23 protein-coding genes are annotated in these 25465 nt (G+C 36.6%); 3 read left to right on the plus strand and 20 right to left on the minus strand.

Annotated features, from left to right (window positions below; all coding sequences use genetic code 11):
• Positions 1-6: 6 nt before the first annotated feature.
• Both NSQ89_RS21055 and NSQ89_RS21060 read right to left on the minus strand, forming a co-directional pair.
• Positions 7-1311, minus strand: coding sequence for a hemolysin family protein (locus NSQ89_RS21055; protein ID WP_047944243.1), 1305 nt, complete (start codon positions 1309-1311; stop codon positions 7-9).
• A gap of 388 nt (positions 1312-1699) precedes the next feature.
• A complete protein-coding gene (locus NSQ89_RS21060) occupies positions 1700-1837 on the minus strand; it encodes a MerR family DNA-binding transcriptional regulator (RefSeq protein WP_186440704.1) in 138 nt (45 codons plus the stop codon).
• 229 nt (positions 1838-2066) lie between these two features.
• Between NSQ89_RS21060 and NSQ89_RS21065 the strand changes: the two genes are divergently transcribed.
• The gene (locus NSQ89_RS21065; protein WP_047944244.1) at positions 2067-3098 is read left to right on the plus strand and encodes an AI-2E family transporter; all 1032 of its coding nucleotides are present in this window, start codon (positions 2067-2069) and stop codon (positions 3096-3098) included.
• Positions 3099-3189: 91 nt separating this feature from the next.
• On the opposite strand, the gene ilvD is transcribed toward NSQ89_RS21065, so the two are convergent.
• A complete protein-coding gene (ilvD, locus tag NSQ89_RS21070; protein WP_047944245.1) occupies positions 3190-4866 on the minus strand; it encodes a dihydroxy-acid dehydratase in 1677 nt (558 codons plus the stop codon).
• A gap of 410 nt (positions 4867-5276) precedes the next feature.
• Complete coding sequence (locus NSQ89_RS21075) at positions 5277-6176, minus strand: aldo/keto reductase (RefSeq protein WP_235850483.1); 900 nt, start codon at positions 6174-6176, stop codon at positions 5277-5279.
• A gap of 174 nt (positions 6177-6350) precedes the next feature.
• On the opposite strand from NSQ89_RS21075, the gene NSQ89_RS21080 reads away from it, so the two are divergent.
• A complete protein-coding gene (locus NSQ89_RS21080; protein ID WP_053215787.1) occupies positions 6351-6980 on the plus strand; it encodes a VanZ family protein in 630 nt (209 codons plus the stop codon).
• 82 nt (positions 6981-7062) lie between these two features.
• Here NSQ89_RS21080 and murB read toward each other — a convergent pair whose 3' ends face one another.
• The 15 genes from murB to NSQ89_RS21155 form a co-directional block, all read right to left on the minus strand.
• On the minus strand, positions 7063-7974 hold the full coding sequence (gene murB / locus NSQ89_RS21085) for a UDP-N-acetylmuramate dehydrogenase (protein ID WP_047944247.1): 912 nt from the start codon (positions 7972-7974) through the stop codon (positions 7063-7065).
• A gap of 200 nt (positions 7975-8174) precedes the next feature.
• Positions 8175-8993, minus strand: a complete 819-nt coding sequence (locus NSQ89_RS21090; protein WP_144580922.1) for an ABC transporter ATP-binding protein — start codon at positions 8991-8993, stop codon at positions 8175-8177.
• A 256-nt stretch (positions 8994-9249) separates the two neighbouring features.
• Entirely contained in the window at positions 9250-10041 is a 792-nt protein-coding gene (locus NSQ89_RS21095; protein ID WP_328283226.1) for a serine hydrolase, read from the minus strand.
• Positions 10042-10052: 11 nt separating this feature from the next.
• Positions 10053-11012: an ABC transporter ATP-binding protein gene (locus tag NSQ89_RS21100; protein WP_047944249.1), complete on the minus strand. Its 960-nt coding sequence runs from the start codon at positions 11010-11012 to the stop codon at positions 10053-10055.
• Positions 11013-11024: 12 nt separating this feature from the next.
• Positions 11025-11942 carry a C40 family peptidase gene (locus NSQ89_RS21105; protein ID WP_341133254.1) on the minus strand — a complete coding sequence of 306 codons (918 nt, stop codon included), beginning with the start codon at positions 11940-11942 and terminating at the stop codon, positions 11025-11027.
• Entirely contained in the window at positions 11939-13039 is a 1101-nt protein-coding gene (locus tag NSQ89_RS21110) for a dipeptide epimerase (RefSeq protein ID WP_047944251.1), read from the minus strand. Before NSQ89_RS21110 ends, NSQ89_RS21105 begins: the two co-directional genes overlap by 4 nt.
• An 84-nt stretch (positions 13040-13123) precedes the next feature.
• Entirely contained in the window at positions 13124-14044 is a 921-nt protein-coding gene (locus NSQ89_RS21115; protein WP_328283228.1) for a S66 peptidase family protein, read from the minus strand.
• Between the two features lie 83 nt (positions 14045-14127).
• Positions 14128-15741, minus strand: a complete 1614-nt coding sequence (locus NSQ89_RS21120) for a peptide ABC transporter substrate-binding protein (protein WP_328283229.1) — start codon at positions 15739-15741, stop codon at positions 14128-14130.
• Positions 15742-15841: 100 nt separating this feature from the next.
• Complete coding sequence (locus NSQ89_RS21125; RefSeq protein ID WP_047944255.1) at positions 15842-16834, minus strand: ABC transporter ATP-binding protein; 993 nt, start codon at positions 16832-16834, stop codon at positions 15842-15844.
• On the minus strand, positions 16834-17796 hold the full coding sequence (locus tag NSQ89_RS21130; protein ID WP_161798413.1) for an ABC transporter permease: 963 nt from the start codon (positions 17794-17796) through the stop codon (positions 16834-16836). Before NSQ89_RS21130 ends, NSQ89_RS21125 begins: the two co-directional genes overlap by 1 nt.
• Positions 17797-17798: 2 nt before the next feature.
• Entirely contained in the window at positions 17799-18728 is a 930-nt protein-coding gene (locus NSQ89_RS21135; RefSeq protein WP_047944257.1) for an ABC transporter permease, read from the minus strand.
• 12 nt (positions 18729-18740) lie between these two features.
• A complete protein-coding gene (locus tag NSQ89_RS21140; RefSeq protein WP_047944258.1) occupies positions 18741-19568 on the minus strand; it encodes a M55 family metallopeptidase in 828 nt (275 codons plus the stop codon).
• A 121-nt stretch (positions 19569-19689) separates the two neighbouring features.
• A complete protein-coding gene (locus tag NSQ89_RS21145) occupies positions 19690-20013 on the minus strand; it encodes a DUF3870 domain-containing protein (RefSeq protein ID WP_047944259.1) in 324 nt (107 codons plus the stop codon).
• 324 nt (positions 20014-20337) lie between these two features.
• Positions 20338-21918 (minus strand): histidine kinase N-terminal 7TM domain-containing diguanylate cyclase, encoded by a 1581-nt coding sequence (locus tag NSQ89_RS21150; RefSeq protein WP_095257975.1) that lies wholly within the window; start codon positions 21916-21918, stop codon positions 20338-20340.
• A gap of 220 nt (positions 21919-22138) precedes the next feature.
• Positions 22139-23527, minus strand: coding sequence for a protoporphyrinogen oxidase (locus tag NSQ89_RS21155; protein ID WP_095257974.1), 1389 nt, complete (start codon positions 23525-23527; stop codon positions 22139-22141).
• A gap of 296 nt (positions 23528-23823) precedes the next feature.
• On the opposite strand from NSQ89_RS21155, the gene NSQ89_RS21160 reads away from it, so the two are divergent.
• Entirely contained in the window at positions 23824-24246 is a 423-nt protein-coding gene (locus NSQ89_RS21160) for an Rrf2 family transcriptional regulator (protein ID WP_047944262.1), read from the plus strand.
• Positions 24247-24286: 40 nt separating this feature from the next.
• On the opposite strand, the gene tuaH is transcribed toward NSQ89_RS21160, so the two are convergent.
• Positions 24287-25453 carry a teichuronic acid biosynthesis protein TuaH gene (gene tuaH / locus NSQ89_RS21165; RefSeq protein WP_336044869.1) on the minus strand — a complete coding sequence of 389 codons (1167 nt, stop codon included), beginning with the start codon at positions 25451-25453 and terminating at the stop codon, positions 24287-24289.
• Positions 25454-25465 lie beyond the last annotated feature (12 nt).

Raw genomic sequence — 25465 nt, forward strand, 5'->3', positions numbered from 1 at the left:
CTTTCATCAAGCTTCCACTACACTTGTATCTTTGATTACTTCAATGAAATGTATATGGTGTTCTTCAATATTTTTAATTTTGAAGATATATCCTTCCTCTTTTAATATATCTCCCTCAACCGCTTCAAAATTATTAGTCAAAAACCATCCGCCTATTGTATCTACTTCATCTTCTGATAAGTGAGTTCCTAAAAGATCATTTACTTCACTAATCAATACTTTGCCATTAAGAATATAATGATTATCCTTTATTTTGCGAATGTCAGAGATTTCGTCCTCATCAAATTCATCTCTAATGTCTCCAACAATTTCTTCCAGAATATCTTCAGCTGTAACAATTCCTGAAGTACCACCATACTCATCAAGCAAAATCGCCATATGTGTACGTTCCTTTTGCATTTTAATCAGCAATTCGCGGATAGGAACTGTTTCAATTACCCGGATAATTGGTTTCATATAATCCTCTAATTGAATTGCTTCTCTGCTTTGAATAGTTGCAGTAAGAAATTCGCGAATATTAATTAAGCCGATCACATTATCCTTATCCCCATTTACTAACGGGTAGCGAGTATAATTTTCTTCCTCTAAGATAGCCATTATTTCATCAAATGTATTGTCCACACTGATAGTCACCATTTCTGTTCTTGGGACCATTATTTCTTTGGCAATTCGTTCATCAAACTCAAAAATATTATTTACATATGCTAATTCGTTTTTATTGATTTCACCGCTTTTATAGCTTTCTGACATTAAAATTCTTAACTCTTCTTCCGAGTGAGCAAGTTCATGTTCTGACGCTGGCTTTAATCCAAAGATACTTGTCAAAAGTCTTGCAGAGCCATTCAACAACCAAATAAAAGGGTATAATAGACGATAAAACCAAATAATTGGTGTTGCAAAGGTTAATGTTATTAATTCTGCTTTTTGAATAGCTACTGTTTTCGGAGCTAATTCTCCAACAACGACATGCAAAAAAGTTACAAGTAAAAAAGAAATAATGAAGGCAATCAAGTGCGATAGCGCCGTTCCGATCGATAAATGAACAAATAGAGGCTCTAGAATTTCTGCGAAAGTAGATTCTCCAATCCAACCAAGACCTAAGGCTGTCACAGTTATCCCTAATTGACAAGCTGATAAATATTCATCTAAATGTGTCGTAACTTTTTTTGCTGCTAATGCTCCTTTTTTACCTTCAGCAACTAACTGATCAATTCTTGAACTCCTGACTTTTACGATCGCAAACTCTGTTGCCACGAAAAAAGCAGTAAATGCAATTAATATCACGAATAAAATCAAATTAAAAATTTCCAATAAGTAGCCCGTAAAGGGGCTTACACCTCCTGATTAATAAAAGCCGCATGCCTTTCTCACATTACAAAAGGAAAGACGCTGCTACTAGTTAAAATTCATTCCTACTTCCGAATATATAAATAAATGCAAAACAGTTAATTTAGCAAAAGAAGCAGTGCTTGTATAAAGAAATGCTTTCATGGATAATAGTATTTCTTACTTCTCTATTTTTATGTTGGACCTGTGCATCTCTAGAGGTAAGCATCTGATGCATTTTATCACTTAGACTCTTCCTATTTGCTCTCAGTTCCTCTATACCTATGGAATGCACTTGTTGATTATTTAATCGTTCCTTCTTTTCCTCCAGCGTAAGCTTACTCTTTTTATATTCTTCAATAGCTTTATTTATTCAATTTTGTTCTTCACCATAGTAACGATAATTAGTTTGGGAACGCTCTGCTTGAAGAAGGCCAAGGTTTGTATAATAATCAATGGTTCTTTTTGCCACACCAGTAGCTTTTGCTAAATCACCAATTCTTAATTTCACAGCCCCATCGCTTCTCCTCCTAACCATAACGTTTTAGTTATACTTAATTAATTATATAAGTCTAAGGAGAAAAGTTTCAAGCAAAATACTTCCAATATATTTTGCACACGCTTTTTATCTTGCTAAATTTTCAAAAATGTCGGCTTTTTTATATGATTAAAAATCAATTTAGGTTAGAATATAGGTAGATAGATAGACAAGAAAAAATATATCAAAAAGGGGAAATGGAGTGGAAACAATTATCAATTTTCTTACAAGTAAAAGTGTAAAAAGGTTTTTCATCTTTGCTCTCATGATTCTGGGTATCTACACACTTAGGAGTATGATTAATTTAATGCTTTTTACCTTTATTCTTTCATTTTTAATGGATCGTATGGAAAAAATTATCTCTAAGCGAATTCACGTAAAACGAAACGTTATAGTTAGCATCCTCTATCTCATAACCATCGGATTACTTTCTTATAGCTTTATTAAATATTTGCCCATGTTAGTGGAAGAAATAACAGCATTAGTTAGACAACTAATGGATTTTTACTCTCGTCCCCATGATAATGCTGTCTTAAATTATATTGTTTCCATTATTCAAGAAAGACAAATAAACAGCTATTTGGAACAAGGGCTGGGCATTATCGTTAAATATTTTTCCAGTATTAGTTCCCTAAGTTTACAATTCATACTAGCTATTATCTTAAGCTTCTTCTTCCTGTTAGAGAAGCCGCGTTTGATTAAATATAAAGAAAACTTCCGCACAAGTAAAATAGCTCCTTTTTATAACGAAATGGAGTTTTTCGGCAAAAAGTTTGTGTTAACTTTCGGAAAAGTATTAGAAGCACAGGTTATTATCGCTTTGGTAAATTGCATTTTAACGACAATCGGATTATGGATACTCAGTTTTCCTCAATTACTAGGATTATCTCTTATGGTATTTGTTCTTGGTCTTATTCCAGTTGCCGGGGTTATTATTTCCCTCATTCCCTTATTAACAATTGGATATACCATTGGCGGATACCCCTATATCATTATTTTGATTATTTTTATTTGTATCATTCATGCAATCGAAGCTTATATTCTTAACCCGAAGCTCATGTCTTCGAAAACAAATTTACCTGTATTTTTCACCTTTATTGTCCTTATCTTCTCAGAGCATTTCTTTGGAGTATGGGGATTAATCATTGGTATACCTGTGTTTGTGTTTCTTTTAGATATCCTCCAAGTACAAAGTATGGATCCAAAAAGGAAAACAAACTTAGTAAAAGAATAGTTCTCGTTTCATTTCTATTCAATAAAAGCAGGCTGGATTCACACAAGAAAGTGAATCCAGCCTGCTTTTATTCTATAATGAGCAGTTCAAATTAATACTTTAATACTGCTCCTGTATTCGCAGATGTCACAAGCTTCGAATAACGTGCCAAGTAGCCGCTTTTTACTTTCGACTCAAAACCTTTCCATTCTGCTTTTCTCTGTTCCCATTCTTCCTCTGGAACAACAACATCCATTGTACGATTTTCAATATCAATTACAATATGATCGCCATCTTTTACAAATGCCAATGGTCCTCCTTCGGCTGCCTCAGGAGAAGCATGACCAATCGAAATACCTCGAGAAGCCCCGGAAAAACGCCCATCTGTTACCAGTGCTACTTTTGGACCAAGACCCATTCCAACAATTTGGGAAGTAGGTGCCAGCATTTCCGGCATACCAGGTCCTCCTTTTGGTCCCTCATAGCGAATGATGACAACATGTCCTTCCTTCACTTTTCCTTTTACTAATCCTTCCAGCACTTCATCTTGTGAATTAAACACAATAGCTGGTCCCTCATGTCGTTGAATGCCATTTTGGACTCCACCTGTTTTAATAATAGCACCTTGAGGAGCTAAATTCCCAAATAGGACTGCCAATCCACCTGTTTGAGTATGAGGATCATCAATTGGTCGAATGACTTGATAATCTTTCACTTTACATCCAGCGATATTTTCTCCAAGTGTTTTTCCTGTAACAGTTAACGTATCTAAATGGAGAGCTCCTTCCTTTTTCGATAATTCGTATAGCGCTGCTGACACACCGCCTGCTTCGTGCAGATCTTCAATATGTACATCAGACGAAGGCGCAAGCTTCGATAAATGAGGTACTCTAGATGCTACTTCATTGATTCTTTCAAGAGGATACTCTACACCTGCTTCATGAGCCAATGCTAATGTATGAAGCACTGTATTAGTGGATCCACCTAATGCCATGTCTAAAGCAAACGCATTATCGATTGCCTTTTCTGTAACAATATCTCTCGGTTTGATATCTTCTTTTATTAGATTCATCAACTGTTTCGCAGATTTCTTTACAAATTCCTTTCTCTCTGGTGCCACAGCAAGAATTGTCCCATTTCCAGGTAAAGCAAGACCTAAAGCTTCTGCCAAACAATTCATGGAATTTGCTGTGAACATGCCGGAACAAGAACCGCATGTCGGACAGCCAAATTGTTCTAATTCTCTTAGTCCACTTTCATCGATTTTACCTGACTGGTAAGCCCCTACACCTTCAAATACAGATGATAAGGAGATCTTTCTGCCATCACTAGTAACTCCAGCTTTCATCGGCCCCCCACTTACAAAAATAGTAGGAATATTTAAGCGTAAAGAAGCCATCATCATTCCAGGTGTGATTTTATCACAGTTAGGAATACAAACCATCCCGTCAAACCAGTGTGCTGCAACTACTGTTTCAATAGAATCTGCAATAATTTCACGGCTTGGTAATGAATAGCGCATTCCAATATGTCCCATTGCGATCCCATCATCTACCCCAATTGTGTTCATTTCAAAGGGAACGCCGCCCGCTTCTCTTATTGCATCTTTTACAATTTTCCCAAATTCCTGTAAGTGGACATGACCTGGAACAATATCAATATATGAATTGACCACTGCAATAAACGGTTTATCAAAATCCTCCTCTTTAACACCAGCTGCACGCAGTAAGCTTCTATGCGGAGCTCGGTCGAATCCTTTCTTAATCATATTACTTCTCAATTGTGTCACTTTTACCCCTCCAATTATCCGACTAAATCGAAAAATCTGTATATTTAAACTTTTACCTATTGTAACACTATGATAACAAAATTGGTATAATTTATTCTTGTGATTATTCAGATAAGTTTATTTTGTTTACTTTTTCTAGAAAAAGGTAAAAACATCGTTATATCAATAACCACCTAACGATAAATGTTAGAAAACCTAACAAACAGTCCCGTCTATTTTTTATATTTCCTTCCATTTTCTTGATGCCGTTCCAAAATAAAGATATATTAAAATAACTTTCTTTCTTTTCTCAATTATTGGCTGTTGTAAAAAACCTAAAAAAAACGATGAAGATTTATATCCCTTCATCGCTTTTTTATTGATATCATTATTCTCTCTCAAGTTTATTCGCACATTAGATGCATTACCTCTTATGCAAATATCTCACTAATTTTCTTTACTTCTTCTTCCGTTAATGACACGTCTAATGTTCGAAGATTATTCTTAAGCTGTTCAGTTGATTTCGCCCCTGGAATGATTACATCAACCGCAGGCTGCTCTAACAGCCATGCTAGTGCAAAATGTGTTGCATCAAAGCCTTTAGCTTCAGCCATTTGCTTTAATTGATCCACCTTTTCTACATTACGAATAAATGCTTCTCCCTGGAAAAGTGGATTATTTTCTTTTCCGCCGCTGATGATCGAATCCTTCGAGTACTTCCCGGTTAATAATCCAGAAGCTAATGGAAAATACGGAATAAAGCTAATATTGTTTTCTACACAATATGGTAAATATATTTCCTCTGCTTGTCTTTTAAATAAAGAATACTCTGCTTGGAATACCTCTAGATAACCATCTTGGTTAAATTCCTCTATTTGTTCGGCATCTAAATTCGAAGCTCCAACTGCAAGAATCTTTCCTTCATCCTTTAATTCTTTTAATGTTCCTGCTACCTCAGCCATAGGAGTAACTCCATCTGGAAAGTGAACATAAAATAAATCAATATAATCTGTTTGCAGACGCTTTAAACTATCTTCTACCGCTTTACGTAAAAATTCTTTACTATTATCAAGTTCAATTTTGCCATCTACTAATTTATGAGCAGCCTTGCTTGCAAGAACAATATCTTGGCGGTTGCCTCTTTCCTTCAGCACCTCTCCGATTAATTCCTCTGATCTCCCTAATCCGTATACATAAGCGGTATCAAGAAAATCAATCCCAGCATCCAATGCACTTCTTACTACATTTTTTCCTGTTTCATCACTTAAATTCGGAAATAAATTATGACCACCGACAGAGTTTGCACCATATCCTAGCTTCGTAACATGCATAGCCGTTTGACCGATTTGAACTTTACTACTCAAAAGATTCATCTCCTTCATTAGTATATAGACAACTATTCTCTTTCTCCCCTAGTATGCTTTTTTCTTAAATAAGAGTAAAGCAATTCGCTTTGTATTCTATTTTCAAACAAGCTTCATATACTTTTAGGAGAACAAACATTAATGAAAGGACTTCGATTATCTGTGCATGTATTAAAAAGTGGAATCTTTGTCATCATTTTTCTCTTTCTATTTATTACATTATGGTCGATGAGTGGAGTTCAATTACGATTAAATTTTCCTTTTATTCTTATTCTGGCCGTGCCGTTATGGGTCTATTTCCGACTTCAACGAAAGAACGAAAGAAATTCAGTCATTTTTTCTAAAGAAATTCTGCTCAATCTATTTTTCTTTTATTTACTGACTGTTGCTTATGTGACTTTAGCTCCTTTTCACTTCACTCCACCAACCATAACGGAAGGAAAAATGAATATTACACCCTATGTTCAAATTTTGTATCAATATAAATATAAGCCGCCTTTCTTTTGGATGTTATATACTTTAGGCAACATCGTCTTGTTTATTCCCTTTGGTTTTATACTGCCTATGTTATATAAAAAACACTTTCAAGCATTGATCACAATAGGACTTGCTATCCTCTGCTCCCTTTCCATTGAACTAATCCAATTTTTCTTTACTACAGATCGAGCTGCCGATATAGATGATTTCATTCTAAATGTCTTTGGTGCGATAATAGGATATCTTCTCTATCTATTAATGCGGTTATTTTTGCGGAAAATAGATAGAAAATAATCACCAAAAAGGGGTATCTGAAAAAGATGAATTCTCCTTCAAATACCCCTTTTGTCCTGTTAAAGAAAACAGAACAAACCTATTATTCCTCACCAATAATTCTAACTTCTGTCTCAAGGTCGACGTTAAAGTTTTCTTTTACTGTTTTTTGGACATGTTTTATTAAGGATAGATAGTCATTGGCTGTAGCATCTTCTACGTTCACAATGAACCCTGCGTGTTTCGTAGAAACTTGTGCACCACCTATTTTCGTTCCTTGAAGACCACTGTCTTGAATCAGTTTCCCTGCAAAATGGTTAGGCGGTCTTTTAAAGACACTCCCACATGAAGGATATTCTAACGGTTGTTTAGATTCACGCAAGAAAGTAAGTTCATCCATTTTCGCCTTAATTTCTGCATACTCACCTGTTTGCAGAGAGAAAGTTCCTTCTAATGCCACCCAGCCATTTTTCTCTATACTACTAGTACGGTAGCCAAGTTCTAATTCCTCTTTTGTTACTGTTTGAATTTCACCTGTTTTCGTTAATACTTTTGCTGATTCCAAAACATCAGCAACCTCTCCACCATAGGCCCCCGCATTCATATATAACGCTCCGCCGACAGAACCTGGAATTCCACAAGCAAATTCCAATCCAGTTAAAGAATGCTCTAATGCAAATCTAGAGGTCTCAATAATCGCCGCACCACTTTGGGCAACCACTTTATTGCCTGCAAGAGAAATTTCCTCAAGCTTAGTTAAATTAAATACAACCCCACGAATTCCACCATCTCTAATCAACACATTAGAACCATTTCCTAATATCGTAATCGGCACATTTTGTGTAAGGGCTAATTTATACGCTGACTGTAATTGTTCATATGTTTGCGGAAAAAGTAAAAAATCAGCCTTCCCACCAATTTTAGTATACGTATATTTATTTAACGCCTCATCCATTTTTACACTTTCTTCAGGCAATATTTCAAGAAATTTTTTTAGCAGTATATTTTTATCCATTAATCTCAACCTTCTATACATATTTCTGACTACACTATTCTAATAGTATACCAAAATTATAAATAGGTACGACGATAATAAGCAAATTTATGTGAAATGTTACTCAATCCCATTATATGAGAACCCCCTTCTCTTCATGCTAAAAAAAGAATAAGACAAGTTTTCATATATAAAAAAAAGCTAAGTAATCTTTTTATCCATTACTTAGCGAATGCTACTAATTCTCTTTCCTTTTGGTGTAATAAGTCGTAAGAAAGACAAGCAGGCTTATTCGTTCTAGGGTCCTGTACAACAACAGCATCTATTTGGAAAACTTCTTTTAGAACCTCTTCTGTCATTACCTCTTCCGCTGTTCCCTCTTTCATCAATTTACCATTTCTCATCGCGACCATATGATCGGAAAATCTTGCTGCATGGTTCAGATCATGAATAACCATCACAATAGTTCGATTTTCTTCTTCATTCAGTTTCTTTAACAATTTCAGTACTTCCAGTTGATGAGCCATATCTAAATACGTTGTCGGTTCATCTAATAACAGAAGATTTGTTTCCTGCGCAATCGCCATCGCAATCCACGCTCTTTGACGCTGACCACCTGATAATGTATCAACTTCTTGATCCTTCAGCTCTGTTAAACCAGTTACTTCTAATGCCCAATTTATCACTTCTTTATCTTTCTCTCCTAATCGCCCAAATCCTCTTTGATGAGGGGAACGACCATAGGAAACTAAATCATAAATCGTTAATCCATTCGGTGCGTCTGGTGATTGAGGAAGCACTGCCATTCTTTGGGCAATTTTTTTAGTAGGGATTTTGTGTATCATTTCTCCGTCTAGATATACAAACCCTGCCTTTGCTTTATGAATCCGCGCAAGAGTCTTTAATATCGTGGACTTACCACAACCATTAGGCCCAATAATGGTTGTAATTTCCCCTTCCTTCACGCGTAGATTCAAGTCATCGACAATAATTTTATCTTCATATCCAATTTTGAGTTGATCTGTAGCCAGTATGTCCATTCTTCTTCCCCTCCTTCCTGTTCTTTCTATATGTTTTATAATAAATTCGGAGTCATTTTCTGTTGCTATTTTCCGCCGTTATTTCCTTCTTTATTCGAAGATAAAAGAGATATCTATTTCTTTACAAACTATAAATGATAATGATTTTCATTATTTATTATAGTTTGAACGAGGATTTCATTCAAGACTGTTTCACATATTTACACGAATTTTTCTTGCACCTTTCTGATTTGACTCACGCAAAAAAAAGTCTGCCTTATCCGTTCAGACTTTTTTTATCATATAAACACTCAAAAATACTGGCTCCAATTAATTGGATTAGTTCTTTCCCTTTCTGATTGGCTGTAAGCTGATCTGTTAAAATCGCAATAAAGATAATTTCATCCTCGTGCTCTATGATGGCACAATCGTGTTCCACCTTATCCAATTCTCCAGTTTTATTAGCAATTCTAATACCACTATTCTCTCCGCGATAATACGGCAGTTTATCAAGAAGTTGCTGATGATATAAGATTGTCTTCCCACTCTGATTTCTATCGTTATAAATCGCCTTTAGACATCGGAGAATATCATGAGGAGAAGTATAGTTTTCAATTTTTCTTTTTCGCGCTTCTCGGTCCATCATTTTTCGCTGCAGAACGGTTGATGACATCCCAAGCTGTTGACATCTTCTATTCACATTGTCCATGCCAAGTCGCTCAATCAAATAATTGGTTGCCATATTATCCGAAACAATCATCATTAAAGTAAGTAAATCACGAATCGATAAACGACTTTGCGGAGACATGTATTGAACAATACCCGCTCCCCCTGTTCTTAGGAGGCTTCTAACCTCCACTAAATCTTCTAACGCCAGTGTTCCACCTGAGCTTTGCATAAAGCTTTCGACCATAACTGGTAATTTAATGAGACTAGCACTGGGGAAGACGTCGTTTTCATTTAGAAAAAAAACTTGCCCTCTCCATTCCATAGCTATCCCAAAATGACCTTCTCCCTCATATTCCTGTACAATTTTATTTATAAGCTTGCTTAATTTCTCCATATTCATCCTGTTATATCCTAATAAAGGTGACAGGCTACAAAATGGCCATTTTCTCGCTCTTGCCAATCTGGCTTTTTATTGGCACAAATATCCATCGCATGGGGACAGCGGGTTCGAAAAACACAACCACTTGGCGGGTCAACTGGACTTGGTAATTCCCCTTTTAAGATAATTCGTTCTCTTTTGTCTTCTATATCTGGATCTGGAATAGGAATAGCAGAAAGAAGTGCCTGTGTATATGGATGTAGGGGATTGGAATACAATGCCTTACTGTCTGTTAACTCTACTAAATTCCCTAAGTACATGACACCAATTCGATCACTAATCTGCTTTACCATCGATAAATCATGGGCTATAAATAGATAGGTTAATTGTTTTTCTCTTTGCAGCCTTTTTAATAGATTTACTACTTGTGCTTGCACAGAAACATCTAGTGCGGAGATCGGCTCATCTGCAATAATAAATTCCGGCTCTAGGGCTAATGCTCTCGCAATGCCAATTCTTTGTCTTTGTCCCCCGCTAAATTCATGGGGAAAACGATTGGCATGTTCTCTATTCAGCCCTACACTTTCCAATAACTCATCTATACGAGTATTTTTTTCTTCCTTTGTTCGATAGACTCCATGAATTTCTAAAGGCTCTGCCAAAATTTCCCGGACCGTGGAACGAGGATTTAACGAAGCATAGGGATCCTGAAAAATCATTTGCATTTTTCGTCGAAAGGAAAAATTATCCTTTTCAGACATACTTCCCATATTGATATCATTGTATAAAACTTGCCCATTCGATGCTTTATATAATCCCATAATCGTTCTGCCTAATGTCGATTTTCCACAGCCTGATTCACCGACAATACCAAATGTTTCTCCTTTCTTGATAGAAAAGGATACATTAGATACTGCTTGTAATGTCGTATTCTTCTCTAATTCAAAATGCTTCGATACATTTTCTACTTTCAATAGAACCTGCTGTGTCATCCCACTCTCTCCTTATTCCCAATATCTTCTTGCTACACATAATTCTTTTTCATAGATTGTATTTTCTAAAGGAATAATTTCGATTGTCTTTCCTGTCTTTGGGGAATGAAGCAATTTATTTTCTCCATAATAAATACCTACATGGTGGATATGTCCTTTCCCTTCCTCGTAAGCAAAAAACAATAAATCTCCTGGTTCCATTTCCTCTAAAGGAACATTTTTCCCTGCCTCTGCTTGCTCACTGGCATCTCTCGGTATCACATACCCATTCGCTAAGCACATACTGTAACTGAAACCAGAGCAATCATAACCGAACGAACTCATGCCGCCCCATAAATAGTCCAGTTTCAAAAATCGTTCTCCTTGTTTTACTATATCTTTCCCTGTTCCTTTACGGACATCTTGAAAAGAGGGATAAACGACTACATCCGCTGCTCTAATCCACCCTTCCCCAGAAGGTGTCGACACTTGAACCCATTCTCCTTCTTGTTTTTTTAGCGGGAGTCTCGTTTGAAAGGATAATGACAATATTGCATTTTTATTACCATCACATAACTCTGCTGCAGATGCTTCAACTATTGCAATCGGTCCACTTTGTAAAGAATAACCTTCCCTTTTTACAAGTTGTTTTTTAGGTATCCACCCCGGGTAGCCAAGCTGATTTTTCCGAGTTGCTTGATTGGGCAATGCTACATATGTCCAGTTGCCTTTTTCTTCCAATACATATACCTCTTGCCCATACAATACTTGTGATTGTACTAAGTTCTCTGTACAAAGCTCTAGTCCTTTTTCATAATCAAGACTCGCAATCCAGCTCTTTATATCACAAGGATTATCAATTGCCCCTGCGTCTATTTCTCTTGCTGAATATTCAGTTGTCCAGAGGGTAGCAACAGGAACATCCACTATTCTCACATCATATTTCGTCATCCCACATTCTCCTTTTCGTGTACAAGAATATGATTTATCCCTAAACCAAATTGCTTAGATAAAATGATGTTTCTTCCGTCATATTGAACACCGCCATCTACTATATCTCGGGCCAGCATCAGTGGTGCATCAAAGTCATAACGAGTTATATTCTTTTTACTTGCTGCAAAATGAGCCGCAGCAGTAATTCCTAATTTAGTTTCAATCATACTTCCGACCATACATTCCATTCCTGAAACTTCAGCTAAATGATTGATAATCTGGGCACGGTAGATGCCCCCTGATTTCATTAATTTAATATTAATTAAATCTGCACTGCGTGTTTTCAGCACCTCAAAGGCCTGCTGTGGAGTAAATACAGCCTCATCAGCCATAATTAATGTGTCTACTGAATCAGTTACCTTCTTTAAACCTTGGATATCATCCGCTTTAACTGGCTGTTCCACTAATTCGATATTAAGCCCTAAGTCCTCCATTTTTCGTATAGCTACAACTGCCTCTTTCGGGCTCCAGCCTTGGTTAGCGTCCAGTCTTAATTTAATTTCACTTCCTACTCTTCTTCTAATCTCTATTATTCTATTAATATCTGTTTGTATTTCATCTTTTCCCACTTTAATCTTTAATACATTAAACCCTTGTTTAACATAGCTCATTGCGTCTTCTCCCATTTCTACCGGGTCATTGACACTAACTGTATAATCTGTTTCCAATGTATTATTATATCCACCCAATAATTGATAAAGTGGCAGCTTACAATATTGAGAAAAACAGTCATATAGGGCCATATCAATTGCTGCCTTTGCACTCACATTTCCAACAAGTATTTGCTGGATTCCTTGAAGCAATAATTCAAGCTGCAAAATGCTTTTGCTCAATAAATAAGGTTTGAACACTTCATGAATGGATGCTTCGATGCTTTTTAGACTATCTCCTGTTATTACTAAAGTCGGCGGTGCTTCTCCCCAACCAACAATTCCGTTTTCGCATGTAATTTTTACATATACAGAATCAGCAATCGTTACAGTTCGTAACGCTGTCTTAAAAGGTTTAATTAATGGAACTGCGACACGGAATGTTTCGATTTTAGTTATTTTCACTATGTATCATCCTTATTTTTAAAATCTTGTTTTCTGGTGTTGCTATGCCAATTAACTTACTCTCCAGCTTTTACTTCTTCTAATTTATTCCACTCCGCTATCAATCATTAGTACTTTTTCATTCGTGTTTATTTCTGCATTAACCCCTAGCGGAATAGATATATGTGGCGAACAATGTCCTATTTTAAATCCCTTCATAGTTGGTTTCCCTGCTCTTTGAATATAGTGGTTGATCACTTCGTCTAACGCAAGCGACTTGTCTCTTTTGGGTTGACATTGATGAAAATCACCAATAATAATTCCGGCAGCATCTGTCAGCTTTCCAGCTTGCTGTAATTGATTAAGCATTCGGTCTACGGATCGCGGCTCTTCATTTATATCTTCTATCAGTAGAATTTTTGCTTTGGTATCTATTTCAAAAGGAGTACCGATCGAGCTTGTGATAAGAGAAAGGTTTCCTCCTGTCATCCTTCCTGAGGCTCTCCCTTCTACTAAAACATCCACGTTCGAGTACTCTTCTGTATACATTATTTCTTGCGGTTGAAATAATTGTTTTAATAAAGCTTTCGATAAAGGATGACAGTCTTCCATTCCAATATCCGAGGAAAGCATCGGACCATGAAAAGTTACTAATCCAGTTCTTTTAGCAATTGCAGTATGCAGAAACGTTATATCACTGTAGCCCCAAAATATCTTCGGATTTTGAGCAATGATGGAATAGTTAATTTGACTTGCCAATCTAGCGGTTCCATAACCCCCACAAGCACAAATAATTCCCTTTACTTCTTGATCTAAAAAAGCATTTTCTAAATCTATTAATCTGGCTTCATCTTCTCCTGCTAAGTAACCGTATTGATCGTAAACATGTTGTCCAACCTTTACTTTTAACCCTAATTCCTCTTCCAAATACTGGATGCCTTTTTGTAAAGAATCGGGCGATGGCGGACTAGCTGGAGCAATAACGGCAATGGTATCTCCTTTTTTTAAACGTTCCGGCTTTATCACTTTTATTATCCCTTTCTTTTTTCGTTTTTTTAATGCTTTAAGGAAAGAAGGGATGCCTTTTGTTCATCCCTTCTGCTCTCTTCTTATTTTTTATCCGCCCATTTTAATTCAAGGTATCCAACCGGATGACGAACAATTCCCGTCACACTGTCGTTTTGTAAATACACATAGTTATAGAAATGAATAGGGAAAATTGGTGCCTCATCCAACAGTAATTTTTCTGCTTTATACATTAATTCAAAACGTTTTGCTTCATCCGATTCATTTTTAGCATCTTTAATTAATTGATCATATTCCGCATTTGACCAACCTGTTCTATTCATTGCCAAACCAGATTGGAAGTTTTCAAGAAAGTTAATCGGATCTCCATAGTCTGCAAGGAAAGAGCTTCTGGATAATTGCAGCTTTAGTGCAGTTTGTTCTTGCGTAAAGACACTTGCTTCCATATTGGCAAGCTTGACGTCTACGCCAAGATTATCCTTAAACATTGCTTGTAAAGCTTCCGCTATTGCTTTATGAGTATCACTAGTACTATAGGTAAGCGTTACTTCCGGCAAGGTTGTATATCCTTCTTCCTTCATTCCTTGTTCAAGCAGTTTCTTTGCTGCTTCCACATCTGTCTTTATTAAATCTCCACTCGTTTCACGGAAATCCTTCTCGTCATTGTCCAAGTATCCATATGAAACAAAGCCATAGGCAGGTTTCTCTTGATTTTTTGTTACATAATCGACGATTTGCTGTTGATCAACAGCTAAAGCAAAAGCTTTACGAATATTTTTATTTGTGAACGGCTCTTTTGTCACATTAAATCGATAAAAATACGTTCCTGCCTGGTCTTCTACTTTAACTTTTCCTTCACTAAATAACTGCTCACTTAATTCTGCTGGAACATCAGAAACATCCAATTCCCCATTTTGGAACATTTGATACTCTGTATTGGAATCATCCACCATTGCCCAGTGTATTTTATCTAACTTAACGGTATCAGCATCCCAATATTTTTCGTTTTTCTCCATTTCAAAATAGCTGTCATGCTCCCATTTAGTTAATTTAAATGGACCATTTCCTACAAATGAATCTGCCTCTGAAAACCATTCTGGATTTTCTGTCGCTACCTTTTCATTAATCGGAAAAAATGCAGGATTAGTGATAACATTTAGAAAATAAGCTTGCGGGTTTGTTAAGGTAACTTCAAGCGTTTTTTCATTAACTGCTTTAAGTTTTACATCCTCTGCTGAACCTTCTCCGTTTGCATATGCTTCTCCCCCCTCAATAAAATAACCAAGGAAAGCAGCTGGCGATTTCGTATCTGGATTTAACAATCGTTTCCAAGCAAAGACAAAATCACCCGCAGTAACTGGATCTCCATTAGACCAATTTGCATTCTCTCTTAAATGGAAAGTGTATACTTTTCCGTCTTCTGACACATCCCATTTTTCAGCTATAGCCGCTTGAGGCTCATGATTGTTATCCAATCGTGTTAACCCCTCCATTAAATTGTTTAAAGCTGTCCACGAAACACTATCAAAACCAATCGGCGGATCGAAGGAACTAGGCTCTTGTCCATTGTTTAAATTTAATACCTTTTCTTTCGTTTCCCCAGTCGCCTTTTCCTTTCCTGCATCACTATTTGCTGTACAAGCAGCAAGTGACAAAATTATCATCATAGCCAAAAAACCGATCGTTATCTTTTTCATCGTATTCCCCCCACATCGTTTTCATCTCATAATCTATAAAATGACTTTTTCTTTAAAGTCAAAAAATAGCTAAAAACTATATTTCGAAGATTTCCAATCGTTAAATCGTGTGCAATACCCGCCTTGCCCGCTCATCCTGCAGCCAGCAATTGACTTGATGTTGAGCACTCAAATTACTTTTTGACGGATACACTCTTTTGCACACTTCCATCGCATACGGGCATCTTGCCGTAAAGGAGCAGCCTTCTGGCGGAGAAAATAAATCTGGAGGAGTTCCGTCTATTGGCACCAGCTCTCCTTCCTGATCCAATCTTGGGACAGAATTTAGCAAGCCCTTTGTATATGGATGCTGGGGAGAATAGAAAATATCTCTTCTATTCCCCATCTCCACTATTTTTCCTGCGTACATAACCGCTACACGATCAGCTACTTGAGCAACTACCCCTAAATCATGTGTGATTAGAATAATGGACACTTCTCTTTTTTGTTGAATCTCTCGGAATAAGTCCAAAATCTGTGCTTGGATTGTTACATCTAAAGCTGTTGTAGGCTCATCTGCAATTAAAATCTCTGGTTCACAAATCAATGCCATCGCGATCACTATTCGCTGTCTCATCCCTCCGCTAAATTGGTGAGGATATTGTTTCAATCGCATTTCGGGATTAGGGATGCCAACTAATGTAAGCATTTCAATCGCCTTATCTTTTGCTTCTGCTTTTGAAATCTGCTTGTGCTGTTTAATGCCTTCCATAATCTGATCTCCAATCGTCAGCGTAGGATTTAAAGCTGTCATTGGATCTTGGAAAATCATAGAGATATCGGCACCGCGAATTTTTCTCATCTCTTCATCTTTCAGCTTGGTGAGATCCATCCCTTTATATAAAATAGAGCCGTCTGTAATTCTTCCTGGCGGACTCGGAATTAATCGCATAATCGTTTGCGATGTAACGCTTTTTCCACAGCCAGATTCTCCAACAATGGCTAAAGTTTCCCCCTTTTCCAAAGAAAAATTGACTCCTCGTACCGCTTTTACCTCTCCTCCATAAGACGCAAAAGAAACATGAAGATTACGGATTTCTAGTATTGTCGTCATTATTTTCCACCCCTCAGCTTTGGATCAAGAGCATCCTGGAGTCCATCCCCTAATACATTGAAAGCAAACATCGTAAGCGATATAAATAAGGTTGGAAAAAACAGCCTCCACCAATGACCTGTTAAAATAGCAGATAATCCTTCATCTGCCATAACCCCCCAGCTTGTTAAAGGTGCTTGAATGCCAAGTCCTAAAAAGCTTAAAAACGCTTCTGCAAATATTGCAGAGGGAACTGTTAAAGTCATTTGAACAATTATCGGGCCCATTGTATTTGGAAGGAGGTTTTTTCTAATTATTCTGTAAGTTTTAGCTCCAAAAGTTTTCGATGCTAAAATAAATTCATAGTTTTTTATTTGAAGAACTTGTCCTCTAACTATGCGGGCCATTCCAACCCATCCTGTAATAGACAAGGCAATAATAATAGATCCTAGTCCCGGACCCATCACAACAGACATTAAAATAACGATTAATAAATATGGGAGTCCATATAGTACTTCTACTATTCTCATCATGATGTGATCCATCTTGCCACCCTTGTATCCCGATAGCCCACCGTAAGCAACTCCTATCAAAAAATCAATGACGGCAGCTGCAATCCCAACAAACAACGATATTCTGGCCCCATACCAGGTTCTTGAAAAGACGTCTCTGCCCAGACTATCTGTCCCAAACCAATACTCAGAAGAAGGCGGCTGATTTTGATTAATAAGCTTTTGCTCCGAAATCGAATGGGGAGAAATTATCGGACCAATGATAGACATAATAATTAATAAAATTAAGAAAAAAAATGCTCCCATCGCTAATTTATTCTTCCAAAGATTTCTCCATGCTTCTTGCCAATAGGATAGGCTTGGACGAACAACGGCTTCAGCCTCCCCATGCTGTTTCTCTATTGGTACAAACCATTCATCAAGAGCAATATCGTCCTTTTTTTCATACATTGTTTCTTGACGTAAGCCCATTGCTAACCCTCCTTCTTCTGAAGTTTTATTCGCGGATCCAATATGCCATATGCTAAATCAACGAGGAACAGCATAATAATTAAAATGGTACTGTAAAAAATAGTCGTCCCCATAATAACAGGATAATCACGATTATTAATACTATCTACAAAGTATTTCCCCATACCAGGAATCGCAAATATTTTTTCAATCACGAAGGTACCAGTCAAAATACTGGCCGCCAAAGCACCTAATAAAGTTACAACTGGCAAAAGAGCATTGCGCAGGGCGTGTTTGACAATTATTTTGAATGGAGAAAGTCCCTTTGCCTTAGCTGTTTTTATATAATCTTGTGTTAATACCTCTAGCATGCTCGTTCTCGTTAACCGAGCAATAATGGCAGTTGGACCTGTCGCAAGTGCTATCGTTGGTAGAATCATATGCTTCCAGCTTGACCAAGTAGCTGTTGGGAGTATCCTCCAATTAACAGCGAACTGTTGAATCAACATGGTTGCTAAAACAAAGTTAGGAATGGAAATTCCTATTACTGCTATTGTCATCGCTGCATAATCGATGACCCCATTGTGTTTAAGGGAGGCAATTACGCCAAGTGTTATCCCCGAAATAACCGCGACTATTAAGGAAACCATGCCAAGTTCAAAAGAGACAGGAAATCCTCTTCCAATCATTTCATTTACTGTCTGCGATGATTTTTTTATCGAAATGCCAAAGTCAAAGGTTGCTATTTGTTTTAAATACATACCATATTGAACAATGAGCGGTTTATCTAAATGATATTGCTCTTCTAAATTCTTCTGAATCGCGTCATTTGTCGTTCTTTCATCATTAAATGGAGAACCAGGTGTAAAATGCATTAAAAAGAAAGTAATCGTAATAATGACCCATAACGTCACGAGCATCGAGAAAAAGCGCTTAACATAATAAGATTTCATCGGTCTCACCACCTAACAAAATGTTGTTCTCATCGCAAGTTCAGTCATAACCAGCATAGCTTGATATGCTTCTAAGATGTTTTTTGCTTGAAAACGAACAATTGTAGTACCAGGCTCTATCTCGGTTCCCGGCATTAAATGAGCCCATTCAGCTTGTCCATAGTTCGCAAATTCGATGCGGAGCAATGGAGTAGCAGGTGGTACTAAAGGCTTTACTAAGTGCTTTTTTTCTAACGCTTCCCTTGTCTTTTCTTTTAGCAATTCTCCAGCCTGGGCAGGAGTTAAACTCATCGCTGCTGATCTTGAAATACTATTTTTCACAATCGCTGTTGTTACATTAGGAATTAGCTGCTCTGCTTCTTGTGCTGCTTGATCGTCCCCTGCTACAAGAATAATTGGAACACCAAAATATCCTGCAACATAAGCATTAAATCCTAATTCTCCAACAACAACGTCATCTATGTACATATTACGGACTCCAAAAATCATGCTATGGGTCATAACACCAGGAACAGAAGCTCGCGCATGATATCCGACAAAGATTGCCCCGTCATAACTAGCATCAAGCCCTTGCACCATTGAATATGGCTTCACATCCCCTGTTATTAACTTTGTTTTTGGATGAAATCTTTCTATTAATAAATTATTCATTTTACTATGGCTGTCATTTACAACCACTTCTTCTATGCCTTGATCAAATAGACTTGTGACAACATAATTTGCTTCATCTGTCATCAAGATACGGCTTCTTTCATAATTTAGCTTATTAGAATCAACCTGTGTGTGATCAATTAACCCTGTTATTCCTTCCATATCAACTGACATATAAATTTTGCCCATTTAGAAAAACCTCCCACATTTTTTTGATCCATCTTATTTGTACAAAATAAAAAAATCCAGCTAACAGAGAAGTAAAATCTCTATCAACTGGATTTTCTCTGCGTATAACAGAAAAAGCAGTTTATACTAATTCTTTTAATAGTTGTTTATATTTAATATGGGCATTCTTAAAAGCAACCATAACTGCTTTTTGAGAAGATCCAAAATAACGATTTTCAACTTCCTTTAAAACGGTGTCTAAATCTACCATCGATTTCCCGACAACAATAGACTTAATGAAGGAAGAGGTTATATTGATAGTGGAAGAACATTCTGCATCAATAATTGTATGAGAGACTCTATCCACCACTAATGCAATAAAAAAACCATTGTATTGCTGCATAATGGCATTATTAGAGGATGTTTTACTTTCTCCAATAATATATATGGTATTTGCATGATACATGTGATACTCCTCCTATAAACATCTGGATATTGCACGAGATATTTATGAGATCATCATAAACATTCGAAGCAATGCATATGTCGTAAGAAAAGGGCTCTGTCTTGAATAACAGCAAAACTAACAAACTTTTCTCTCTATCATTTTGACCTAGACGAAAAAAGATAGATTTAGATTATATAAAAAATTGTAATACACCACTCTTTTTTACGCAATACATTTTTGAGTATTTTCTAAATATTTTAACAAATGGTGTAAGAAAAAATAACATTATTAGAACACCACCGCTAACATCCACATACCGTATGAGGGGACTCCCTTCCTATATTATTTTCCTTTTACTAACGGAGAAGAGTCTAATTTAATGTATTCTCCATTTTCTACTACACAAACGGTATTTCTTCCCTCTCTTTTAGATGCATATAGCGCTTCATCCGCCTCGCTTATCAACGGGGTAAGAGCTAGACAGTTTTCCTTTATAGCTACACCAAAGCTCGCAGTAATATTAATTACTATTTCCTTATAATATAAAGGGGTTTCTGCGATTACCCTCCTTAATTTCCCAGAAATAGAAATGGCTGAATCTGCTTCTTTTCCAAATAGAAAAAGAATAAATTCCTCTCCACCATATCTGCCAAAAACTCCATTCTTAGGCACAAGAGCTTTACTTAGAGAGGCAATATGCTTTAATGCTTCGTCTCCCCCAAAATGTCCATATGTATCATTTATTTTCTTGAAATGATCAACATCAAACAGGATAACGGCTATCTTTCTATGCTTGGTAAGCATCTCTTCAGCAATTGCTGTCACATAGGCACGATTAGATATTTGTGTCAGACTATCTGTGTATGCCAATTTTGTTAAACTGAGCTGTTCCTTCTTTTGTTCCGTAATATTCGTAAATATAATCGAAATACCAACAATAGCTGACTCTCCTTTTTTAATCGGAGAGATCTTAACTTGATAATATTCCGTTGCTGATTTATTAGTCCTCTCTACTTCCGATATGACAGAATCCGTATCGATGTTTTTTAGCAGCCCAAGAACCTGATCATCCAACCCTAATACAGCTGCTATGTGTTTTCCTGTTTTTACATCCGAAAACAACCTAGAAGCAGCCTTATTAAAATCTTTTAGATGATATGTCTGATCTAAAACTAATACTGCATCTCCCATACTTTCAAATATATAATCTTTTTCTATTGGCGGAACCAGCAAAAATTTCGTAGATATAATGGCATATAAATAGAGAGAACTAGAAAATAGCATGGCAATTGGAACAGGATCTAAGCCGTTTGGAGTAAGTCCTATCAAATAAGAAAAAGACGCGCCAACAGGGACAAGAATTCCTGTCAATAGTATGGCTACTTGTTTTGTTTGCCTAGATTTCTCTTTAAACCAATAAATCAATAGTAATATAAAGGCAATGGCAGACGTTCCAAACGAATAAGCACCATGTAGTAAATACCATTGTCCCATTGTAATTTGCATGAGAGGAGTTGCGTTTCGATATTCTAAATATACAGATTGATAGAATAAATGATGATAATCATTTGTCGCAACGAGTAAAAAGGAAAGCGCTGGGATTAAATAATAGAAAAAATACATTTTTTTATTTAAATGCCTATCGTAGCCGATATATTGTAAAACAAGAATTAATGTAGCTGGTGCCGAAAACGGCATACCTAAATACTGAACAGCTGTCCAAAATTTCATTTCTTCTATCGTTGAGCTGGCAAGACCTAATGCATACCCAAATGCATAAATAGCATTAAAACAGGAAAACCATAGGAATGTTCGCATTCCTTCAAATGCCTGTCTATTCATATACGCAATAATGGCTAATATCACATGCAATGCACCCGACATCGTGATTAAAACAATAAATACCATGACAGTATGATCCATTACTTTTGCTCCTGTATCCTCATCATCTGGCTTTTGTTCATTTAGTTAGTTCCTCTTTTCTTTATGTTCTTCCACCTATTATAAATCTTGTGAAAACCCGTTACTAGATTAAGAAATTAAAAATCGGCTATTTTACAAAATAAATAGCAAGCGATTGCTCCATCTATCAAATCATTTCACAAAAAAAACAGAGCCTTCCTACTATGGCTCTGCACTTTTCTTATTCTATGGAATGCAAAATTTTCTTAGCTGTTTCTTCCCCATTCGCTATACATGCTGCAATTCCTACTCCATAGTAGGAACAACCAGCTAGATGCACATTAGGATATAAAAGAGCTAAGTCTTGGCTAAGTTGTTCTACTGCTTGCTTATGTTCTAATGAGTAAACAGGCATCGCATTAGTCCATTTTGTCACTTCATAACTTTTAGGTTTGGAAGTAATTCCAAGACTTCTCTCTATATCCTTTCTAGCCTCTTGGATTAGTTCCTCTTCTGTAAGGCTATTTAGCCGTTCATAGGCTGGATTTGTTTTTTTATAGAATAGACGCAATAATAGCTGATTATTCTTCGATGTATGCTTCCACTTTCTACTTGTCCACGTACAAGCATTACAAACAATGTCACTATCTCCTGCGACTATAAAGCCTGTACCATCTTTAGGCAGTTCATCATCGGAAATATCATAGGACAAATATAAGGTGATATTGGACGAATTTTTCAGCTTGCTAAAGACAGGATTTAATTCATCCTTCCTTAAAATATGCTGTGTTACATTGTGGGGAGTAGATAAGACAACCATGTCTGCCACTTCTTCTTCCCCATTGGATAATTGAACTTTATATTGGTCTGCTTCCTTATTTATTCGTGTAACAGCTATTCCCTTTCTAATGGATACATCTTCTAATACCTTCTCCAGTCGATCAATAATTGTAGATAACCCATCTTTAAAAGAAATAAATTTCTTATTCGCAGCCGATTGAAACGATTCTTTATTCTTCCCTAGCCCACGGATAATGCTTCCATACTTTTCCTTATATTCGAGCAGATAAGGTAGAGTGGAGCCCATTGTTAACGAATAAATATTTCCAGAGTAAACGCCCGCAAGAACTGGTGCAATCTGCTTTTCTACGATTTCCTTTCCCAGATAATACTCTAAAAATTCACCAATGGAGGATTCTCTCGTAAAGCTTGACTTAGTACGAAAAAGATCCTTTAAAGCCTCTAGCTTTCCTCGAGTGGAAAGTAGTTCACTTGTAAAAAGAGCTTCTAATGTCATCGGAATACCGAAAATAGAATCCTTGGGAATTTCTAATAATTTGTTTTGTGTATGAATATAAGATGTCCCTGTTGCGTTATAAACAATTTCTTCTTCTAAATTAAGTTCCTTAACAAAGGGAAGAACATTTTTATTGCGGGCAACAATGGAATCTGCTCCTGTTTCCATAAGCAGATCATCTTTTGTAACCGTATGGATTTTCCCGCCTAGGTAGTCATTAGCCTCCACTAAAACTAGTCGAAGTCCTAATTGTCTTTCTCTATTTTCCTTCTGCAAATAATACATGGCAGATAATCCTGTTATCCCACCACCTACAACTAAAACCGTTTTCACTTTCTTCCACCTCTTTTAGCAAAATTCCCTCTTCTAAATACCTTCTTATTAATAGCTTTTTTTATTATAAAGCATCATGACCATTTTCTTTCTCACCATCATCGCCTTTTTTGTGTCTATTTGTTCACAATTTAATCGCAAATTAGCTGATTATGCCCTTATATTCCATTGTATAATAATAGTAGCCACGTAATGTAAGCGCTTCTCTTCGGATTCGCTATCAATTTTATCAACGCAACAATTATAACGTATTCCTAATGAATGACAAAAAATTTGATTGGTGGTGTTTATCTATTATGGCTAACAGCCGGCTATCTGTTGCTATTCATATCCTATCTTTAATTGCCTCGAAACCATACGAACAAATAACCTCTGATTCTATTGCAGAAAGTGTGAATACAAATCCTGTAGTGATAAGAAGAATGTGCGGACTTTTGAAAAGAGGAGGAATGCTAACGAGCAGAGCAGGCATTTCTGGGGCATCCTTATTAAAACCTCCTGCTGATATTACCCTTTTAGACATTTATTTAGCCGTTCAATCAAAAAGTGAATGGTTCGCAATACATGATCATCCAAATCACCGTTGCCCGATAGGAAGCAAAATTCATCCAATCTTAAACCAGACTTTTTCTACCATCCAACTAACAATGGAAAAGGAATTAGAACATATTACATTACAAGATATAATGGATGAAATGGAAATATACAGTAAAATTTAGCCTGAATAAGAACGACAAAAAAACTAGCCATCAGGTATCCTCATCTGCTAGTTTTTTTGTCGACTTGGATCATCTCTTGGAAGATATTCTCCCAATCTTTTAACATGGCAAGTTGCTTTCTTCTGCTCTGCCACGCTTGGCTACCAGCATTCTCTGCCATCTTTTCACAGGCATGAATAAATTGATTCACTTCTGTCTCCCCTAGCAAAAGTTCATAAACGCCTCCTTCCACATATCCTTTTGTTGAAGGCAAGTTCATCCCTATCACTGGTTTTCCAGCAGCAAGAAATTCAAAAAGCTTTAATGGAAAAATAGCCTTATTATATGGAGTATCCTTATATGGCATAATCCCTATATCAAGCATATGCATATAAGCAGGAACCTGATTTCTCGGGACACTTCCCATCCATCGAATATTTGGTTCCTTCAATAATTTCATAAATTCCGGGCTGTTATTCGTTCCATCAGGTCCAACTAATAAAATGGTCCAATCTCTTCTTCTTTGTGCAATTTGCTGGATTAATTCAAAATCAAGTTTTGGTTTAATCCCACCAATGTACCCAATCATCAGCCCTTCTTTCTCAATAACCGGCTCCCTATTCTTCTGTTCCTGAAAAAGCTCGTATTCTACTCCGTTTTCATACGTAAAAATCTTGTCTCGATAGGCTGGTGTTCTACTTATTATTTCCGCCGCTAAAAAGCATGAAGTACAAGTAATATAACTTGCTTTTTCAACAATTGTTTGTTCACTTTGATAGATGATCTTTTGCTTTAAATAAGAAAGGAAAGAAAATTTCCCGCTCAATTGTTCTGCCCATAAATCACTGCAGTCATAAACGATTTGATCCCATGAATATATCTTATACAAAGTCGGAAAAGCAGGATAGGTATACCATAAATTCACCAAATAATTCCCTTTCTTTTCTGCTAAATAATTACTTAAACTTCGGAGCTTCTTTTGGTAGAAAAAAGGGATAAATCGAGCGAAACGTTGTACTTTATAATTTCCCAAATCACTGATTATCCACTGGTAAATACCATTTTCTAACCTCGTTACTTCTGATGTCTGTTTTTCCCCTGGACATAACCAGATTACTTCCTCAGTTTCCTGCTGCTTTTGCAGAAACTCTGCAAATCGATGTCTTCGATAAGTCAAATTGTCTAAATTCCAAACGCCAGTTGCAACGATAACATGGATTGTTCTCATTTTCTATGCTCC

Source organism: Niallia sp. FSL R7-0648 (genome assembly GCF_038007005.1).
Taxonomy (GTDB): Bacteria; Bacillota; Bacilli; order Bacillales; family Cytobacillaceae; genus Niallia; species Niallia circulans.

Bases quoted from the DNA above. Each gene is read 5' to 3' on its own strand.
- NSQ89_RS21125 (WP_047944255.1), bottom strand. From the start codon at position 16,834: ATGACGACAATACTAGAAATCCGTAATCTTCATGTTTCTTTTGCGTCT.
- NSQ89_RS21105 (WP_341133254.1), bottom strand. From the start codon at position 11,942: ATGACGAAATATGATGTGAGAATAGTGGATGTTCCTGTTGCTACCCTC.
- murB (WP_047944247.1), bottom strand. From the start codon at position 7,974: ATGGATAAAAATATACTGCTAAAAAAATTTCTTGAAATATTGCCTGAA.
- NSQ89_RS21080 (WP_053215787.1), top strand. From the start codon at position 6,351: ATGAAAGGACTTCGATTATCTGTGCATGTATTAAAAAGTGGAATCTTT.
- tuaH (WP_336044869.1), bottom strand. From the start codon at position 25,453: ATGAGAACAATCCATGTTATCGTTGCAACTGGCGTTTGGAATTTAGAC.
- NSQ89_RS21075 (WP_235850483.1), bottom strand. From the start codon at position 6,176: ATGCATGTTACGAAGCTAGGATATGGTGCAAACTCTGTCGGTGGTCAT.
- NSQ89_RS21140 (WP_047944258.1), bottom strand. From the start codon at position 19,568: ATGGGCAAAATTTATATGTCAGTTGATATGGAAGGAATAACAGGGTTA.
- NSQ89_RS21160 (WP_047944262.1), top strand. From the start codon at position 23,824: ATGGCTAACAGCCGGCTATCTGTTGCTATTCATATCCTATCTTTAATT.
- NSQ89_RS21150 (WP_095257975.1), bottom strand. From the start codon at position 21,918: ATGGATCATACTGTCATGGTATTTATTGTTTTAATCACGATGTCGGGT.
- NSQ89_RS21145 (WP_047944259.1), bottom strand. From the start codon at position 20,013: ATGTATCATGCAAATACCATATATATTATTGGAGAAAGTAAAACATCC.
- NSQ89_RS21120 (WP_328283229.1), bottom strand. From the start codon at position 15,741: ATGAAAAAGATAACGATCGGTTTTTTGGCTATGATGATAATTTTGTCA.
- NSQ89_RS21090 (WP_144580922.1), bottom strand. From the start codon at position 8,993: ATGGACATACTGGCTACAGATCAACTCAAAATTGGATATGAAGATAAA.
- NSQ89_RS21130 (WP_161798413.1), bottom strand. From the start codon at position 17,796: ATGGGCTTACGTCAAGAAACAATGTATGAAAAAAAGGACGATATTGCT.
- NSQ89_RS21135 (WP_047944257.1), bottom strand. From the start codon at position 18,728: ATGAAATCTTATTATGTTAAGCGCTTTTTCTCGATGCTCGTGACGTTA.
- NSQ89_RS21095 (WP_328283226.1), bottom strand. From the start codon at position 10,041: ATGAATATGGAGAAATTAAGCAAGCTTATAAATAAAATTGTACAGGAA.
- NSQ89_RS21100 (WP_047944249.1), bottom strand. From the start codon at position 11,012: ATGACACAGCAGGTTCTATTGAAAGTAGAAAATGTATCGAAGCATTTT.